Below are 17,917 nucleotides of genomic sequence, written 5' to 3'. Positions count from 1 at the left end.
CGCTCAGCCGCAGTCGCGGTTCGACGGCGCGGCCCGCCGTGCGTGAAGGCGCGGTTGACAAGGGGCGATTCGCCAAACGATAGATGCCGCCCAAACCGCTATTCCCGAATGTTTTCCCCGGTGACGGGGCGCCGCGCAAACGGCGGCTCGCGCTCGCGCTCCTGGCCGTGCCCGGCCTCGTGCCGGCCGTGTCGTACGCGCAGCTGTCGGGCGCGGCCGCGCAGCCGCAGCCGCTCGACACGCCGTGGGATCTGCGTCTCGCGCCCCAGCTCGAGGATCATCCGCTGAAGGACGGCGCGAAACCGTCCGCCTTCGTGATCGCCGACCACACGAGCGGCACGGCCGACCAGGATCTTGCCGCGAAGGGTTCGGCCGAGCTGCGGCGCGGCGACGCCGTCGTGAAGGCCGACGCGATCCACTACGATCAGGATACCGACATGGCCGATGCGTACGGCCAGGTCAGGGTGCTCAATGGGGGCACGTCGTTCGCGGGCCCCGAGGCGCACCTGAAGATCGAGGCGAACCAGGGCTTCATGACGGCGCCGAAGTACCACTTCAACGTGACGGGCGGGTCGGGCAGCGCGGAGCGCGTCGACATGCTCGACAACGAGCGCTCGGTGTTCGTCAACGGCACCTACACGGCGTGCCAGTGCTCGACGAACCCCGCGTGGTATATCAAGGGCAGCCGCTTCGACTTCGATACGGGCGCCGACGAAGGCACCGCGCGCAACGGCGTGCTGTTCTTCCAGGGCGTGCCGATCTTCGCGAGCCCGTGGATGACGTTCCCGCTGTCGGGCGAGCGGCGCAGCGGCCTGCTGCCGCCGACGTTCTCGATGAACTCGAACAACGGGTTCGAGCTGACGCTGCCGTACTACTTCAACATCGCGCCGAACCGCGACCTGACGCTCACGCCGCGCATCATCTCGCGGCGCGGCGTGATGGCCGAGGCGACGTTCCGCTATCTGTCGCCGTCGTATTCGGGCACGTTTACGGCCAATTACCTGCCGGATGACCGGCTCGCGCACCGCAACCGCTACGCGATCTACTGGCAGCACCAGCAGAACTTCGGCGGCGGCTTCGGCGGCTACGTCTACTTCAACAAGGTCTCGGACAACACGTATCCCGAAGATCTTGGTTCGATGAACCAGTTCATCAACGGGACGCAGACGCTGTACCAGCAGGAAGCCGGTGTCACGTACAACAACGGCCCGTGGTCGGTGCTCGCGCGCTACCAGCACTGGCAGACGCTGCCGCCGTCGATCGCGCCGTACAGCCGCGAGCCGCAGTTGAACGTGAAGTACACGAAGTACAACGTCGGCGGCTTCGACTACGGCGCGGAAGCCGACTATTCGCGGTTCCGCATCACGACGGCCGATGCGACCGAAGGCGACCGGATCGTCTTCAACCCGTACATCGCGTACGGCGTGTACGGCCCGGGCTACTTCGTCGTGCCGAAGGTCCAGTACCACTTCGCGTCGTACGACCTGAACTACCTGTCGTCGAGCACGCCCAACAGCCCGAAGCGCTTCACCGAGTCGATCCCGACCGTGAGCTTCGATACGGGCCTGATCTTCGACCGCTCGGTGCGCCTGTTCGGCCAGGACTTCATCCAGACCCTCGAGCCGCGCCTGTACTACGTGTACACGCCGTATCGCGACCAGTCGAACGCGCCGCTGTTCGACACCGCGGAATCGGACTTCGGCCTCGCGGAGATCTATCAGCCGAACACGTTCGTCGGCAACGACCGGATCGCCGATGCGAACCGGATCACGGCCGGCCTCACGTCGCGCTTCATCGATCCGCGCACCGGCGACGAGCGTGCGCGCTTCGTGATCGCGCAGCAGTACTACTTCGCCGATCAGCGCGTCACGCTGAATTCCGGCCAGACCGCGGCGCAGGCGCGCCACTCGGACCTGATCGTCGGCGCCGCGCTGAAGCTCGGCTCGGGCTTCATGTCGGAGACGGCGTTCCAGTACAACCAGAACAACAACCAGCTCGTGAAGTCGAGCATCGGTTTCGGTTACAGCCCGGGCGAGCGTCGCGTGGTCAACGTCGGCTACCGCTATACGCGTGCGAACACCACGCTCGACGGCCAGCCGATCAACCAGTTCCTGGTGTCCGCGCAATGGCCGCTCACGCGCCGCCTGTATGCGATCGGGCGCTTCAACTACGACCTCTCCGCCGATCGCGTGGTCGATGGTCTGCTCGGCTTACAATACGACGCGGATTGCTGGGCGCTCGGGGTCGGTGTCCAGCGGTTTGCGAACGGCGTGAATTCGTCGGGGCAGCAGAACTCGTCGACGCGATTCATGATGCAGCTGACGCTCAAGGGCTTGTCGACCGTCGACAACGGCCTGGTGTCCGCATTCCGCGCCGGGGTGCCGGGCTACACGCCGCTGCCGCCGCCGCCGCCGCCGATGTCCCGCTTCAGCAACTACGAGTAACGCCGGCTTGTCTGCACCGGTCAGCACGATTTCAATGGAGTTCCAGTGGCAATGAAGAAAACCCTTCGTTTCGCGGCAGTCGTGTCCAGCCTCGCCGCGTCCGCCGCGCTGCTCGCCGCCGCGCCGGCCGCGGCGCAGGCGCTCGGTTCGCACGGTGCGCAGCTCGCCGACGAAGTCGTCGCGGTCGTCAACAACGACGTGATTACGGGCCGCGAACTCGACCAGCGTGCCGGCCTGATCGCGCGCCGGCTGCAGCAGCAGAACGCGCCCGTGCCGCCGGACGACCAGTTGCGCGCGCAGGTGCTGAACCAGATGGTGCTCGAGCGTATCCAGGTGCAGAAGGCCAAGGACGACGGGATCCGCGTCGACGATGCGACCGTGCAGTCCACGCTGCAGCGTCTCGCGCAAGCGAACGGGATGACGCTCGAACAGTACCGCGCGCGTCTCGAGGCGCAAGGCGTGCCCTGGAGCATCTTCACGAGCGACGCGCGCACCGAGCTGATGCTGTCGAAGCTGCGCGAGCGCGAGGTCGACGGCAAGATCACCGTGTCGGACGCCGAGGTCGCGAACTACATCGCGAGCCAGCGCGGGCCGAATGCGTCGCAGCAGCAGGACCTGCGCTTCCAGCACATCTTCATCAAGGCGCCGACCAACGCGCCGCAGGCCGACATCGAAGTCGCGCAGAAGAAGGCCGAGGCGCTGCTGCAGCAGGCGAAGTCGGGCTCTGATTTCGAGCGGCTCGCGAAGAACAATTCGGAAGCGAACGACGCGAAGAAGGGCGGCGACCTCGGCTTCAAGGCGCCGAGCGCGCTGCCGGCCGAGGTCGTCGATGCCGCATCGAAGCTGCGCCCGGGCCAGGTCAACCCGACGCTGATCCGCGTGCCGGACGGCTTCGAGATCGTGCGTCTCGTCGACCGCCGCCAGAGCCAGGGCGCCGCCGCCGCGGCGCCGAAGATCGTCCAGACGCACGTACGCCACATCCTGCTGCGCGTGGGCGAAGGCAAGTCGGAAGGCCAGGCGCGCCAGCAACTGGTCGACATCCGTAACCAGGTCGAGGCAGGCGGCGATTTCGCGAAGTTCGCGCGCACCTACTCGCAGGACGGTTCGGCATCGCAGGGCGGCGATCTCGGCTGGATCAGCCCGGGCGAGACCGTGCCGGAATTCGAGCGTGCGATGAACAACCTGCAGGACGGCCAGATCAGCCAGCCGATTCGTACCGAATACGGCTACCACCTGATCCAGGTGCTGAACCGCCGCGATGCGGAAGGCTCGGTGCAGCAGCAGATGGACATCGCGCGCCAGGCGATCGGCCAGCGCAAGGCCGAGCAGGCGTATGCCGACTGGCTGCGCGAGCTGCGCGATTCGTCGTACGTGCAGTACAAGATCGGCGGCGTCAGCCCGGCGAACTGAGCGAGCTTTCGATGACGACGCCCGCGCTGCAGATCGCGATCACGACCGGCGAACCCGCGGGGGTCGGCCCGGAGCTGACCGTGCAGGCGCTGCGTGACGCTGCGCAGCGCTGGCCCGACGCGCATTTCACCGTGCTCGGCGATGCGGCGCTGCTCGATGCGCGTGCGGCAGCCGTCGGCGTCGACCGGGCAATGCTTGCCGGCGGCGGGCAGGTGTCGGTCGCGCATCGCGCGCTCGCCGCGCCCGCGCAGGCGGGCAGGCTGGACGCGGCGAACGGCCGGTACGTGCTCGGGTTGCTCGACGCGGCGATCGACGGCGCGCTGGCAGGCCGGTACGACGCGATTGTTACCGCCCCGCTGCAGAAGAGCACGATCAACGATGCGGGCGTTCCGTTCACCGGCCATACCGAATACCTGGCGGAGCGCACGCATACGCCGCGTGTCGTGATGATGCTGGCGGGCACCGGCGACAAGCCGCTGCGCGTCGCGCTCGCGACCACGCACCTGCCGCTGAAGGACGTGTCGGCCGCGCTGACGATCGACGGGCTCGTCGAGACGCTCGCGATCATCGATCGCGACCTGCGGCGCGACTTCGGTCTCGCCGCGCCGCGCATCCTCGTGACGGGGCTCAACCCGCACGCGGGCGAGAACGGTTATCTCGGTCGCGAGGAGATCGACGTGATCTCGCCGGCGCTGGCACGCGCGAACGCGCAGGGCATCGATGCACGCGGCCCGTATCCGGCCGACACGCTGTTCCAGCCGCGCCATCTGGCCGACGCCGATTGCGTGCTCGCGATGTTCCATGACCAGGGGCTGCCCGTGCTGAAGTATGCGACGTTCGGCGAGGGCATCAACGTGACGCTCGGGCTGCCGATCATCCGTACGTCGGTTGATCACGGCACCGCGCTCGATCTGGCCGGCACGGGCCGCGCGGATCCGGGCAGCATGGTTGCCGCGCTCGACACGGCCGTCACGATGGCGCGCCATCGCCGCGCGGCCTGACGCGTCCCGACCTGACCCCATTCGTCGTATTTTTCGTTTTACTGAGTCGATGTCGAACAGCAGACAGCATCAAGGCCACTTCGCGCGCAAGCGCTTCGGGCAGAACTTCCTCGTCGATCACGGCGTGATCGACTCGATCGTCTCGACGATCGGGCCCGCGCGCGGCCAGCGCATGGTCGAGATCGGCCCCGGGCTCGGCGCGCTGACCGGGCCGCTGATCGAGCGTCTCGCGACGCCCGAGTCGCCGCTGCATGCGGTCGAGCTCGACCGCGACCTGATCGGGCGCCTGCAACGGCGCTTCGGCGCGCTGCTCGAACTGCACGCGGGCGACGCGCTCGCGTTCGACTTCCGTTCGCTCGCGGCGCCGGGCGACAAGCCGTCGCTGCGGATCGTCGGCAACCTGCCGTACAACATTTCCAGCCCGTTGCTGTTTCACCTGATGACGTTCGCCGATGCGGTCATCGACCAGCATTTCATGCTGCAGAACGAAGTCGTCGAACGGATGGTCGCGGAGCCGGGCACGAAGGCTTTTTCGCGGCTGTCGGTGATGCTGCAGTACCGCTACGTGATGGAAAAGATGCTCGACGTGCCGCCGGAATCGTTCCAGCCGCCGCCGAAGGTCGATTCGGCGATCGTCCGGATGATTCCGTACGAGCCGCACGAACTGCCGGAGGTGGATCCCGTGCTGCTCGGCGAAATCGTCACCGCCGCGTTCTCGCAGCGCCGCAAGATGCTGCGCAATACGCTCGGCGACTACCGCGAGGCGATCGATTTCGAGGCGCTCGGTTTCGATCTCGCGCGCCGTGCGGAGGACGTGAGCGTGGCCGAATACGTCGGCGTCGCGCAGGCGCTCGCGGCGGTGCGCAAGGCCGGATGACGCGCGCGGCGCGAGCCGGACCGGATGTGCCGACAAGGCTGCCCCGCGGGCAGCCTTTTTAATTGCACGGACGTGTGGCGCATGCCGGGCAGTTGGCGGCCGTCACGCCCGCCTGCGCGGCGGCGTGTTGACGAGCGCGATACCGGTCAGCACGAGCGCGGCCGCGGACATGAAGCGCCAGCCAACCGATTCGCCGAGCAGCAGCACGCCGAACGCGACGCCGAATAGCGGCGACAGGAACGTGAATACGGACAGCCGCGACGCGCTGTAGCGCGTCAGCAGCCAGAACCACGACAGATAGCTGACGAACGCGACGATCACCGACTGGTACGCGAGGCTTGCCACCGCGACCGGCGTCACGTGCGCGAACGACACCTGGCCGAACAGCGCGGCGAGCGAGACCAGCACGACCGCCGACACCGCGAGCTGGTAGAACAGCGTCTTGCTCGCGCTCGCCCGCGCGAGCGCCGTCGAGCGCACGACGACGGTCGTCGCGGCCCACATCGCGCCGCCGAGAATCCCGAGCGCGTCGCCGGCCAGCCCCGCCAGCGCGGACGCGCCGGGCGCGCGCGGCTTCAGGAAGCCGTCCGCGAACGCGAGCGCGATGCCGGCGAACGCGAGGCCGACGCCGGCCCACTGCGTGCGCTGCAGCCGTTCGCCCGGCGCGAACAGATGCAGGCCGAGCGCGGTGAAGCAGGGCGCCGTGTACAGGAAGATCGCCATGTGCGACGCGCTGGTCAGCGTCAGCCCGAAGAACACGCAGATGAATTCGCCGGCGAACAGCGAACCGGCCGCGAGGCCCGCGCCGAACGTGCCGTCCGCCTGGAACAGCGGCGTGCCGCGCGCGCGGGCCCAGCCCCACAGCAGCGCCGCAGCGATCACCGAGCGCAGCCCGGCCTGGAACATCGGCGCGATGGCGGCGTTCGTGCTCTTGATCGCGACTTGCTGGAAGCCCCAGATCGCGCACAGCAGCAGCATCACGCCGACGGCGCGCGTGTCGAGCGCGCGGCGCACGGGGGCGGCGGCGAGCGCGGTCATCGGTGGGCCTCGCCGGTCCGGCACGGCGGCAGCGAGGTCGGGTGGGCGGCGCGTTCGGCGCGCTCGAATCGGTGGTGTCGCACGGCAGTGTGGCTGAGTGGGAGGGTGGTCGCGTTCGGGGGCGGGCCGGATGCCCGCTTTTGGTGCGAAGTGGAAGGATGGTACCCGATCGGCAGGCGCGAAGGGGGCCGGTCGGGCGCGACCGGTTCTGCCGGCGTGCGCGTGTTCGGGCATGCCGGACCCATGCTTCGTATCGGCTGCCACGCCCAGGGCGCCCTCGGCGAAGTCGACCCGACTCTGGTAGAGTTTCCGGTTCTGGAAAGTCCCCACAGGAGTACAACCCATGCGTTTGCTGCATACGATGCTGCGAGTCGGCGATCTCGACCGCTCGATCAAGTTCTACACCGAATTGCTCGGCATGAAGCTGCTGCGTCGCGAGGATTATCCGGAAGGCAAGTTCACGCTCGCGTTCGTCGGCTACGAAGCCGAAAGCACGGGCACCGTGATCGAACTGACCCATAACTGGGACACGCCGGCCTACGATCTGGGCAACGGTTTCGGCCATCTGGCGGTGGCAGTCGAGGACGCGTACGCGGCCTGCGACAAGATCAAGGCGCAAGGCGGCAAGGTCACGCGCGAAGCGGGCCCGATGAAGCACGGCACGACCGTGATCGCGTTCGTCGAGGATCCGGACGGCTACAAGATCGAGTTCATCCAGAAGAAGGCGCACTGAGCGCCGGATGAACGGGCTGCGGCGCGCGATGCGCGCGGCGGTGGCACGGACGGGCGGTGCGGGGTGACCCGCATCGCCCGTCTGCGTTTACGGCATGGCCGTGCGCGTTACAGCGACGGCAGCAGCTCGGGCGGGTGATGCTTGAGCGTGTGCCGTGCTTCGCGGAACTCGGGGAAGATCGACTCGACGGTCTGCCAGAAGGCCGGGCTGTGGTTCATCTCGCGCAGGTGCGACAGCTCGTGCGCGACCACGTAGTCGACGATCGACATCGGGAAATGGATCAGCCGCCAGTTCAGACGGATCTTGCCGTCGCTCGAGCAGCTGCCCCAGCGTGTCGCGGCTGACGACAGCGCGTACATCGAATACGTGACGCCGAGCTTTTCCGCGTAGACCGCGAGGCGTTCGCCGAAGATCCGCTTGGCCTCGCCCTGCAGCCAGCCCTGCACGCGATCCTTGATCTGCTGCATGTCGGCTTGCGCGGGCAGCGGCAGTGAGAGCCGCAGCGCATCGGCATCGAACGCGACGGGGCCCGCGCCGAGCGCGATGGTCACCGTCTTGCCGAGATACGGGAGCTGCGCGCCGTCGCGCCAGTCGATCTGCGGCAGCGCGCGCTGTTCGGTGCGGGTCTTCCACTCCGCGAGCTTCGCGAAGATCCAGCGTTGCTTCTCGGAGATCGCGGCCTCGATGTCGGCGAGCGTGACCCAGCGCGGCGCGGTGATCGACAGCCCGCTGCCATCGATCGTGAAACCGATCGTGCGGCGTGCCGAGCGCTTCAGGCGATATTCGAGCACGCGGCTGTCGAGGGCGAACGTGCGCACGCGCGAGCGGTCGGGCGCCGGGCCCGGATCGAGGGGTGCGGCGGGCGCCGTTTCGGGCGGGGCTGGCGGTGTAGTGGGCGCCGACGGTGCGGCGGCCGGCCCGTCGAAGAGCGGCAGGTCCATCTGGTGATGATCGAGGGCCACGACGGCTGGCCGTGGCCGCGGACGCTGTTTCATCAGTTCGCTTCTTTTTGTCGTTCGCAACGGCTGCAATCCGGGGGATTCAGACACGCGCGGCATCGCGCGTGCCGGCATTGCCCGCCTGGCGATACGAATCGGGATCGATACGGCGCATTTCCGCTTCGATCCATGCTTCGACCTGCGAGTTCAATGCATCGGGCGTCAGCCCCTCGACGGGGATCGGCTTGCCGATCGACACGGTGACGACGCCCGGGAATTTCGTGAACGAGTTGCGCGGCCACACCCGACCTGCATTGTGCGCGATCGGCACGACGGGCGTGGCGGTTTCGATCGCGAAGCGCGCGCCGCCCGTCTTGTACTTGCCTTGCTTGCCGACCGGCGTGCGCGTGCCTTCGGGGAACATGATCATCCATGCGCCTTCCGACAGGCGCTTCTTGCCCTGGCGGATCACCGAGGTGAACGCGTGCTTGCCTTCCTTGCGGTTGATGTTGACCATGTGCAGCAGCCCGAGCGCCCAGCCGAAGAATGGCACGTATAGCAGCTCGCGCTTGAACACGTAGCAGAGCGGCTTCGGCATCAGCGCCGGAAACGCGAGCGTCTCCCACGCGGACTGGTGCTTCGACAGCAGCACGGCCGGGCCGTCGGGCAGGTTCTCCATCCCTTCGATCCGGTAGTGGATGCCGTTCAGCCAGCGCACGACCCACAGCGTCGACTTGCACCAGCCGGCCGCCATCCAGTAGCGCGCGTCGGGGCGCATGAACGGGAACGCGATGAAGCATGCGGTGGCGTACGGCACCGTGTACAGGATGAAGTAGATCAGCAGCAGCAGGGAGCGGACGAAGCGCATCGGCGTGGGTCTGGCGTTAGGGAGGATGCGCGCGGCGGCGGCATCACTCGTATTCGTGTGAAAGGAAATCGAGCGCGAACGCGCGCAGGTCGTCGTGGACCTTCGTGCCGGGCGGCAAATTGCCCGCGGCGAGCGTCTTCTTGCCCTTGCCGGTCAGCACGAGGTACGGCTGGAAGCCGACCGCGACGCCGGCCTGCAGGTCGCGCAGCGAATCGCCGACGACCGGCGTGTGATCGGGATCGATCTCGAAGCGTTCGGCGATCATCTGCATCATGCCGGGTTTCGGCTTGCGGCAGTCGCAGTGATCCTCGGCCGTGTGCGGGCAGAAGAACACCGCGTCGATGCGCGCACCGACCGCGGCCGCCGCGCGATGCATCTTCAGGTGCATCTCGTTGAGCGTGGCCATGTCGAACAGCCCGCGACCGATGCCGGACTGGTTGGTCGCGACGACCACGCGATAGCCTGCGTGGTTGAGCCGGGCGATCGCCTCGAGGCTGCCGGGCAGCGCGATCCATTCGTCGGGCGTCTTGATGAACGCATCCGAATCGACGTTGATCACGCCGTCCCGGTCGAGGACGACGAGCTTTCGGTTGGGGCTGATCGGCATCGTGCGGCCCTTACGCGGCGAGCTTCGAGATGTCGGCGACGCAGTTCATCTGCTGGTGCAGTGCGGACAGCAGCGCGAGGCGGTTCGCTCGCAGCGCGGGATCGTCCGCGTTGACCATCACGTCGTTGAAGAACGTGTCGACCGGCGCGCGCAGCGCGGCGAGCGCCGACAGCGCGCCCGTGTACGCACGCGCCTCGAGCTGCGACTGCACGTGCGGCGTCACGGCCGTGAGCTGTTCGTGCAGCGCCTTCTCGGCGGCCTCGACCAGCAGCGTCGGCTGCACTGCGCCATTCGCGCCGCCCTCCGACTTCTTCAGGATGTTCGAGATCCGCTTGTTGGCGGCCGCGAGCGCTTCGGCTTCCGCGAGGTGCGTGAATTCGCGCACCGCGTCGAGGCGCGCGACGAGATCGTCGACGCGCGTCGGGTTCAGGCTCAGCACGGCTTCGATTTCACCGGCCGAATAGCCGCGCTCGCGCAGCAGGCCGCGCAGGCGATCCATGAAGAACGCGAGGATCGCATCGGTCGATTCGGCCACGCCCGGCACGCCTTCGAAGCGCGCATGGGCCGTGCGCAGCAGCGACACGAGATCGAGCGGCAACTGCTTCTCGAGCAGCAGGCGCAGCACGCCGAGCGCGTGGCGGCGCAGCGCGAACGGATCCTTCTCGCCGGTCGGCGCGAGGCCGATGCCCCAGATGCCGACGATCGTCTCGAGCTTGTCGGCGAGCGCGACGGCGGTCGACACGGGCGTGGTCGGCAGCGCGTCGCCGGAGAAGCGCGGCTGGTAGTGTTCGGCGCAGGCGAGCGCGACGTCGTCGGCTTCGCCGTCGTGGCGCGCGTAGTACGTGCCCATCGTGCCCTGCAGTTCCGGGAACTCGCCGACCATGTCGGTCAGCAGGTCAGCCTTCGCGAGGCGTGCGGCGCGCTTCGCGTGCGCGGCGTCGGCGCCGATCGCCGGCGCGATCTCGCCGGCCAGCGCCTCGAGGCGCTCGACGCGCGCGAGCGCCGAACCGAGCTTGTTGTGATAGACGACATTCGCGAGCTGCGGCACGCGGTCGGCGAGCGGCTTCTTCTTGTCCTGCTCGAAGAAGAACTTCGCATCGGCGAGGCGCGGGCGCACGACGCGCTCGTTGCCTTCGATGATCTCGCCCGGGGCTTTCGTCTCGATGTTCGACACGATCAGGAAGCGCGAGCGCAGCTTGCCGCCGACGTCGGTCAGCGCGAAATACTTCTGGTTCGTCTGCATCGTGAGGATCAGGCATTCCTGCGGCACCTGCAGGAATTCGTCCTCGAAGCGGCACGGGTAGACGACCGGCCATTCGACCAGCGACGTCACTTCGTCGAGCAGCGATTCGGGCATCACGACCGTATCGCCGTTCGCGTGCTCGTTCAGCTGCGTGCGGATCGTTTCGCGGCGATCGGCGAAGTGCGCGATCACGCGGCCCTTGTCGCGCAGCGTGTCGGCGTAGGCACGCGCATGCTGGATCGCGACGAGGCCGTCGGACAGGAAGCGGTGGCCGAGCGTGGTGTCGCCGGCGTCGATGCCGAACGCGGTGACGGGCACGATGCGATCGTCGTGCAGCACCGTCAGGCGATGCACCGGGCGCACGAACTGCACGTCGGAACCGTCCGGGCGCTGGTAGGTCATGACCTTCGGGATCGGCAGCTTCGCGAGCGTTTCGTCGAGCGCGGCCTGCAGGCCGTCGGCGAGCGTCGCGCCGGCTGCCGAATAGTTGACGAAGAACGCTTCGGCCTTGCCGTCCTGCGCGCGCTCGAGATCGGCGATCGACAGGTTCGGGTGGCCGAGCGCCGCGAGCTTCTTCGCGAGCGGGGCGGTCGGCTTGCCTTCGGCGTCGAGTGCGACCGACACGGGCAGGACCTTTTCGCGGACCTGCTTTTCAGGTGCGACGGCACGCACGTTCTGCACGACGACGGCGAGGCGGCGCGGCGTGGCGTAGCGTTCGAACACGAGTTCGCCATCGACGAGGTCGCGCGCCGCGAGGCGTTGCGCGAGACCTTCGGCGAATGCGTCGCCGAGGCGCGCGAGGGCCTTCGGCGGCAGCTCTTCGGTCAGCAGTTCGACGAGCAGGGGAGCGGGATGATTGTGCGTCATGTTTGGAGGAAATCTGGTCTCGTCAGTCCTGATCGATCTTGCGTTCGACCTTGAGCGGCGGCGCCCATGCCGGTTGCGCGGCATCCTGGGCGTCGGTGGTGAGGCCCGGCACGCCCGGCGGGTTGCCGAGCATCGGGAAGCCGAGCTTCTCGCGCGAGTCGTAGTAAGCCTGTGCGACGAGACGCGACAGCGCACGGATGCGGCCGATGTATGCCGCGCGTTCGGTGACCGAGATCGCGCCGCGCGCGTCGAGCAGGTTGAACGTGTGGCCGGCCTTCAGCACGAGTTCGTACGCGGGCAGCGCGAGCTGCGCGTCGATCATTCGCTTCGCTTCCGCTTCGTAGCTGTTGAAGAACGTGAACAGCAGGTCGACGTTCGCGTGCTCGAAGTTGTAGGTCGACTGCTCGACCTCGTTCTGGTGGTAGACGTCGCCATACGACAGGCGGCGCAGCTCGGGACCGCTCGGGCCTTGCTCTTCCCACTCCGTCCACACGAGGTCGTACACGTTCTCGACCTTCTGCAGGTACATCGCGAGGCGCTCGAGGCCGTACGTGATTTCGCCGAGCACGGGCTTGCAGTCGAGGCCGCCGGCCTGCTGGAAATACGTGAACTGCGTGACTTCCATCCCGTTCAGCCACACCTCCCAGCCGAGGCCCCACGCGCCGAGCGTCGGGTTTTCCCAGTCGTCCTCGACGAAGCGCACGTCGTTCTGCTTCAGGTCGAAGCCGAGCGCTGCCAGCGAGCCGAGGTACAGGTCGAGGATGTTCTCCGGCGCCGGCTTGAGCACGACCTGGTACTGGTAGTAGTGCTGCAGGCGGTTCGGGTTCTCGCCGTAGCGGCCGTCCTTCGGGCGGCGCGACGGCTGCACGTATGCGGCGCGCCACGGCTCGGGGCCGATCGCGCGCAGGAACGTGTGGACGTGCGACGTGCCCGCGCCGACTTCCATGTCGATGGGCTGGAGCAGGGCGCAACCCTGCTTGTCCCAGTAGGACTGCAGCGTCAGGATGATTTGCTGAAACGTAAGCATGAAGAGCCTTCGTGGCGCTGGCGCTCCGTTGCGGGCGGCGCTCCGGGCGGGGCCCGGAGGGTCGGCTCGCGCGGCGGCGCGGCTTGTTAGTGTGCTGAAACGCGTAATTTTACCGGATCGGCGACCGGATGCGGCCGGAACGCAGGCGAGGGCACCGTCGGCCCGGTTCCGGCGGCCTGCGCAGGCGTGGCCGGTGCGCATGCCGCGCCGCTTCGCGAGGGCGTTAAGATGCACATATTGCGGTGCGTGCGACGCTCGCCGCGCCACCGATTGCCGATCCCGACCGCATGGACGATTCGAACGACATCCTCATTCCGCTGCTTCCGCCATTCATTGCGCTGCTCGGGCAGGCCGCCGATGCGCAGGCGCGCGGCGAGCGTGCCACGCACGACCTGTGGCTCGCCGCTGCCGCTCATCTGCATGCGGTCGACGCCGATGCAATCGCGCAGCTCACGGCCGCGCTCGTCGTGCGGCAGCGCGCCGCCGACGCGGTCGCGCTCGCCGAATGCGCGGCGCGCGTGCACCCCGGCGCCGCGGCCGGTTTCAACCACGGCTACGCGCTGCAGATGGCCGGCCGCCACGCGGATGCCGTCGCGCCTTACCGTGCCGCGCTCGCGATCGATCCCGGCTGGCCGTCGCTGCGCAACAACCTCGCGATCGCACTGCGGCTGTCGGGCGGCGACCGCGCGGAGGAAGTCGCGCTGCTCGACGCGGCCGTGCAGGCCGATCCGCGCGACGTGCAGGCGTGGATCAACCTCGTCGTCGCGCGGCTCGCGCTGCGCGACCTGGACGGCGCGCTCGCCTGCGCCGCACGGCTCGCAGAGATCGCACCGGACAACGGGCTCGCGATGAACAACGTCGCGATGGCGATGAAGGAGGCGCAGCGCTGGGACGACGCCGAGCGCTACGCGGCGCGCGCGTGCGAACTGGCGCCCGGCGACGCGTCGTACCGCTTCAACCTCGCGATCATCCAGCTCGTGCGCGGCAACTACGCGGCCGGCTGGCGTGGCCACGAGGCGCGCTGGGACGGCGCCGGCGAATTGCGCGGCCGGCGGCCGGCGCTGCCGGGCCCGCGCTGGCAGGGCGAGCCGCTTGCAGGCAAGACGCTGCTCGTATGGGGCGAGCAGGGGCTCGGCGACGTGCTGCAGTTCTGCCGCTTCGTCGCACCGCTCGCCGAACGCGTGCATCGCGAGGGCGGCCGGCTGGCGTGGAACACGTTCCCGCAGGTGGGCACGCTGCTGCAGCGCAGTCTCGGCGCGCACGCGGACACGTTTGGCGCCGGCGGCGGCGTCGACGTGCTGCCCGCGTTCGACTACGAGGTGCCGCTGATCGAATTGCCGCTGATGCTCGGCATGGAGGACGCGCCGCTCGCATCGTCGGTACCTTACCTGCGGGCCGAGCCGGACGCGCGCGATGCGTGGCGCGCGCGGCTCGCGGGCGATCGGCGGCTGCAGGTCGGGCTCGTGTGGACGGGCAGCGCGGGGCATCAGCGCAATCCGTTCCGGCGTGTCGGGCTCGAGCGCTATGCGCAGGCATTCCGCGGGCTCGACAGCATCGCATTCCATTCGCTGCAGCCGGGCGCGGAGGCCGACGTCGCGGCGGCACGCGCGGCCGGCTTCGCGATCGACGATCGTACGGCCGAACTGAAGAGCTTCGACGATACGGCCGCATTCATCGGCGCGCTGGATCTCGTGATCACCGTGTGCACGTCGGTCGCGCACCTGTCGGGCGCGCTCGGCGCGCGCACCTGGGTGCTGCTCGACGTGAATCCGCACTGGCCGTGGCTGCTCGAACGCAAGGATAGTCCGTGGTATCCGACCGCGACGCTGTACCGGCAACGGACGTTCGGCGCGTGGGAACCGGTGATGGAGGACGTGAGCCGCGACCTGCGGAGCCTGGCCGCGCAGTCGGCTCAATCGGCCCGGCAGGCCTGAGCGGTCGACCGGTTTGCGGTTACGGGCCGCTGCGCGCAGTGCGCGGCGGCCGCCTGCCGCGTCATGCCGGCTGGTCGTCGCCGTTCTTCCGGCCGTTGCGCCGACGCAGCCCGGGCCCGTACGTGAAGCCGAACGCGAGCAGCACGAACGACACCGCGAGCACGATGTTGTTGCCGCTCGTCACGTAGGGCGTGAAGCCGCTCGTGCCTTCGATCCGCACGTCGAGCGAGCCGATCGTGAACGGCTTCAACTGGCCGAGCACGCGGCCGTGCGCGTCGATCGCGGCGGTCATCCCCGTGTTGGTCGAGCGCAGCATCGGCCGGCCCGTCTCGAGCGAGCGCATCCGCGCGATCTGCAGGTGCTGGTCGAGCGCGATCGTGTCGCCGAACCACGCGAGGTTCGTCACGTTGACGAGCACGCCGGGCGGCTGCGGGTTGTCGCGGATCGTCGCGGCGATTTCCTCGCCGAACAGATCCTCGTAGCAGATGTCGGCCATCACGGGCTGGTTGTGCACCAGGAACGGCTTCTGCACCGGCGCGCCGCGCGCGAAATCGCCGAGCGGCATCTTCATCAGGTCGACGAACCACCGGAAGCCCCACGGGATGAATTCGCCGAAGGGTACGAGGTGGTGCTTGTCGTAGTGATAGATGTCGCGCGAGTGCGGCGTCACGCCGTACAGGCTGTTCGTATAGTCGACGTAGCGGCCGTCCTCGGTCACCGACGCGCCGACCGCGCCGAACAGCACGGCCGAGCCCGTCGTGTCGCTGAACTTGCGGATCGCGACGGCGAATGGCTCGGGCAGCTCCTGGATCATCACCGCGATCGCGGTCTCCGGCGTGACGATCAGGTCGGCCGGCTTCTCGACGATCATCTGCTGGTACATCTTGATCGCCGCGTCGATGCCTTCCTGCTCGAACTTGATGTCCTGCTTCACGTTGCCCTGCAGCAGCCGTACCGTGAGCGGCGCGTTCGCGGGCACGGTCCATGTGACCTGCGACAGCCCGAGGCCGGCCGCGACGAGCGCGACGGCAATGCCGGCCGGCGCGGCGATGCGCACGCGTGCGTTGCCGCTGGCGCCGCTTTCGCGCGCGGGCGACGAGCGCGCGGCGGCGAGCGCCTGCACGACCAGCGCGGCGAACAGCGCGAGCACCCAGGCGATCCCGTACACGCCGACGACCGGCGCGAAGCCCGCGAACGGGCCGTCGACCTGCGGATAGCCGCTCGCGAGCCACGGAAAGCCGGTGAACAGGGTGCCGCGCAGCCATTCGCCGCAGGCCCACGCGCTCGCGAACGCGAACGCGCCGTGCCAGGTCGGCGAGAACGGCCGCGGGTCGGGTGCGCGGCGATGCCACGCATGGCCCGCGCAGAACGACCACAGCCCGGCCGAGAACGCCGGGTACAGCGACAGGTACAGCGAAAACAGCACGAGCGCGCCGCCCGCGAGCGGCGCGGCCATCTCGCCGTACACGTGCATGCTGATGTAGAGCCACCAGATGCCGCTGATGAAGTTGCCGAAGCCGAACGCGCCGCCCGTGAGCGCGGCGCCGCGCCAGCTCGACGTGCGCGTCAGCTGCGCGAAAAACCAGACGAATACGACGAGCTGCAGCCAGCCGCCGTGCGGCGTCGGTGCGAAGCTGAGCGTATTGGCCGCGCCGGCGAGCAGTGCGGCCGGGTAATGCCAGCGTGGCAGCGCGCGGCCGGGCGCCGGCGCGAGAAAGCCGCCAGCCGGGCGGGACGGGATCGGATCGTCCATGTGAAGCGGAAGTGGGCGAGCGGTTGAAGGAGACGCGGCTGGCGCGGGACGGTCAGTCCTCGTGCGAGGTTTCGGCGCGACGGCTGGTGAGCGGGTTGCGGCGCACCAGCAGCACATGAACCTGGCGCGCATCGCCGCGCTGAATCTCGAACACGAGGTTGCCGAGCTGCAGCTTCTCGCCGCGGTGCGGCACGCGTCCGAAATGATGCGTGATCAGGCCGCCGATCGTGTCGACCTCGTCGTCGGGGAAATCGGTGCCGAACACGTCGTTGAACTGTTCGATCTCGGTGAGCGCGCGCACCCGGTAGCGGCCGTCCGGCCCCGCGATGATGTTGCCGGCTTCCTCGTCGAAGTCGTATTCGTCCTCGATGTCGCCGACGATCTGTTCGAGCACGTCCTCGATCGTGATCAGGCCCGCAACGCCGCCGTATTCGTCGACGACGATCGCGAGGTGGTTGCGGTTCACGCGGAAGTCGTGCAGCAGCACGTTCAGGCGCTTCGATTCGGGAATGAACACGGCCGGGCGCAGCATCCCGCGCACGTCGAATTCCTCTTCGGCATAGAAGCGCAGCAGATCCTTCGCGAGCAGCACGCCGATCACGTTGTCGCGGTTTTCCTCGTACACGGGGTAGCGCGAGTGCGCCTTTTCGAGGACGAACGGGATGAAATCCTCGGGCTTGTCGGCGATGTTGATCGCGTCCATCTGTGCGCGCGGCACCATGATGTCGCGCGCGCACAGGTCGGATACCTGGAACACGCCTTCGATCATCGACAGTGAATCGGCGTCGATCAGGTTGCGTTCGTGGGCGTCCTGGAGGATTTCCAGCAGCTCGCCGCGGGATTCGGGCTCGGGCGAGATGAAGTCGGTCAGGCGCTCGAGCAGCGAGCGCTTTTCTTGCGGTTTGTCGGTTGGCTTACGACTGGGATACGAATCGTTCATGGTGGTGCGCCTGGGTCATGCCGGGGCGCGCTGTCACGGAGTAGGCAAGGATACACCAAGGGCATGGCGCAGCCATGTCACCCGGCCGGACGGCCAGGGTGGGCGGCTTGCGCGAGCCCCGCTCGCAGACGGCCGCGCCGGGCGCGACATCGTCCTCGTATCCATCCTATCTCAGAAAGGGGCGGCGGGGCAGCGGCGGCAAAAAACGGGTACCGGAAGGGCGGGGAAGCGCGACGC

The 17,917-nt window shown here is 68.3% G+C and carries 14 protein-coding genes; 6 read left to right on the top strand and 8 right to left on the bottom strand.

Annotation, left to right across the window (positions count from 1 at the left end; all coding sequences use genetic code 11):
• Positions 1 to 83: 83 nt before the first annotated feature.
• From CUJ89_RS15070 to rsmA, 4 genes are read left to right on the top strand one after another with little or no spacing between them, the layout of a single operon-like run.
• Positions 84 to 2,444: an LPS-assembly protein LptD gene (locus CUJ89_RS15070; protein WP_114178015.1), complete on the top strand. Its 2,361-nt coding sequence runs from the start codon at positions 84 to 86 to the stop codon at positions 2,442 to 2,444.
• A gap of 51 nt (positions 2,445 to 2,495) precedes the next feature.
• A complete protein-coding gene (locus CUJ89_RS15065; RefSeq protein WP_114178014.1) occupies positions 2,496 to 3,854 on the top strand; it encodes a peptidylprolyl isomerase in 1,359 nt (452 codons plus the stop codon).
• An 11-nt stretch (positions 3,855 to 3,865) separates the two neighbouring features.
• Positions 3,866 to 4,855 (top strand): 4-hydroxythreonine-4-phosphate dehydrogenase PdxA, encoded by a 990-nt coding sequence (gene pdxA, locus CUJ89_RS15060; protein WP_114178013.1) that lies wholly within the window; start codon positions 3,866 to 3,868, stop codon positions 4,853 to 4,855.
• Positions 4,856 to 4,904: 49 nt separating this feature from the next.
• Positions 4,905 to 5,732, top strand: a complete 828-nt coding sequence (gene rsmA, locus CUJ89_RS15055; protein WP_114178012.1) for a 16S rRNA (adenine(1518)-N(6)/adenine(1519)-N(6))-dimethyltransferase RsmA — start codon at positions 4,905 to 4,907, stop codon at positions 5,730 to 5,732.
• A 102-nt stretch (positions 5,733 to 5,834) separates the two neighbouring features.
• On the opposite strand, the gene CUJ89_RS15050 is transcribed toward rsmA, so the two are convergent.
• Positions 5,835 to 6,770 (bottom strand): DMT family transporter, encoded by a 936-nt coding sequence (locus CUJ89_RS15050; protein ID WP_114178011.1) that lies wholly within the window; start codon positions 6,768 to 6,770, stop codon positions 5,835 to 5,837.
• Between the two features lie 343 nt (positions 6,771 to 7,113).
• Here CUJ89_RS15050 and gloA point away from each other — a divergent pair, with 343 nt between their 5' ends.
• Positions 7,114 to 7,503, top strand: a complete 390-nt coding sequence (gene gloA, locus CUJ89_RS15040) for a lactoylglutathione lyase (protein ID WP_114178009.1) — start codon at positions 7,114 to 7,116, stop codon at positions 7,501 to 7,503.
• Between the two features lie 107 nt (positions 7,504 to 7,610).
• Here the strand turns inward: gloA and CUJ89_RS15035 are convergent, their stop codons facing one another.
• The 5 genes from CUJ89_RS15035 to glyQ are packed head-to-tail and all read right to left on the bottom strand — an operon-like array spanning position 7,611 to position 13,053.
• Positions 7,611 to 8,498 (bottom strand): M48 family metallopeptidase, encoded by an 888-nt coding sequence (locus CUJ89_RS15035; RefSeq protein WP_114178008.1) that lies wholly within the window; start codon positions 8,496 to 8,498, stop codon positions 7,611 to 7,613.
• A 46-nt stretch (positions 8,499 to 8,544) separates the two neighbouring features.
• A complete protein-coding gene (locus CUJ89_RS15030) occupies positions 8,545 to 9,309 on the bottom strand; it encodes a lysophospholipid acyltransferase family protein (RefSeq protein ID WP_114178007.1) in 765 nt (254 codons plus the stop codon).
• Positions 9,310 to 9,352: 43 nt separating this feature from the next.
• Positions 9,353 to 9,916 (bottom strand): D-glycero-beta-D-manno-heptose 1,7-bisphosphate 7-phosphatase, encoded by a 564-nt coding sequence (gmhB, locus tag CUJ89_RS15025; RefSeq protein WP_114178006.1) that lies wholly within the window; start codon positions 9,914 to 9,916, stop codon positions 9,353 to 9,355.
• Positions 9,917 to 9,926: 10 nt separating this feature from the next.
• Positions 9,927 to 12,026, bottom strand: a complete 2,100-nt coding sequence (gene glyS / locus CUJ89_RS15020) for a glycine--tRNA ligase subunit beta (protein WP_114178005.1) — start codon at positions 12,024 to 12,026, stop codon at positions 9,927 to 9,929.
• A 22-nt stretch (positions 12,027 to 12,048) separates the two neighbouring features.
• On the bottom strand, positions 12,049 to 13,053 hold the full coding sequence (gene glyQ / locus CUJ89_RS15015) for a glycine--tRNA ligase subunit alpha (RefSeq protein ID WP_114178004.1): 1,005 nt from the start codon (positions 13,051 to 13,053) through the stop codon (positions 12,049 to 12,051).
• A 287-nt stretch (positions 13,054 to 13,340) separates the two neighbouring features.
• Between glyQ and CUJ89_RS15010 the strand changes: the two genes are divergently transcribed.
• Complete coding sequence (locus CUJ89_RS15010; RefSeq protein ID WP_114178627.1) at positions 13,341 to 14,987, top strand: hypothetical protein; 1,647 nt, start codon at positions 13,341 to 13,343, stop codon at positions 14,985 to 14,987.
• A gap of 61 nt (positions 14,988 to 15,048) precedes the next feature.
• On the opposite strand, the gene lnt is transcribed toward CUJ89_RS15010, so the two are convergent.
• Complete coding sequence (gene lnt / locus CUJ89_RS15005; protein ID WP_114178003.1) at positions 15,049 to 16,740, bottom strand: apolipoprotein N-acyltransferase; 1,692 nt, start codon at positions 16,738 to 16,740, stop codon at positions 15,049 to 15,051.
• Between the two features lie 52 nt (positions 16,741 to 16,792).
• On the bottom strand, positions 16,793 to 17,680 hold the full coding sequence (locus CUJ89_RS15000) for an HlyC/CorC family transporter (RefSeq protein ID WP_114178002.1): 888 nt from the start codon (positions 17,678 to 17,680) through the stop codon (positions 16,793 to 16,795).
• Positions 17,681 to 17,917 lie beyond the last annotated feature (237 nt).

This window comes from Burkholderia pyrrocinia (assembly GCF_003330765.1).
GTDB classification, from domain to species: Bacteria; Pseudomonadota; Gammaproteobacteria; order Burkholderiales; family Burkholderiaceae; genus Burkholderia; species Burkholderia pyrrocinia_B.
Note: the sequence above shows the minus strand (reverse complement) of the source record. Positions and strands in the feature narration are given on the sequence as shown.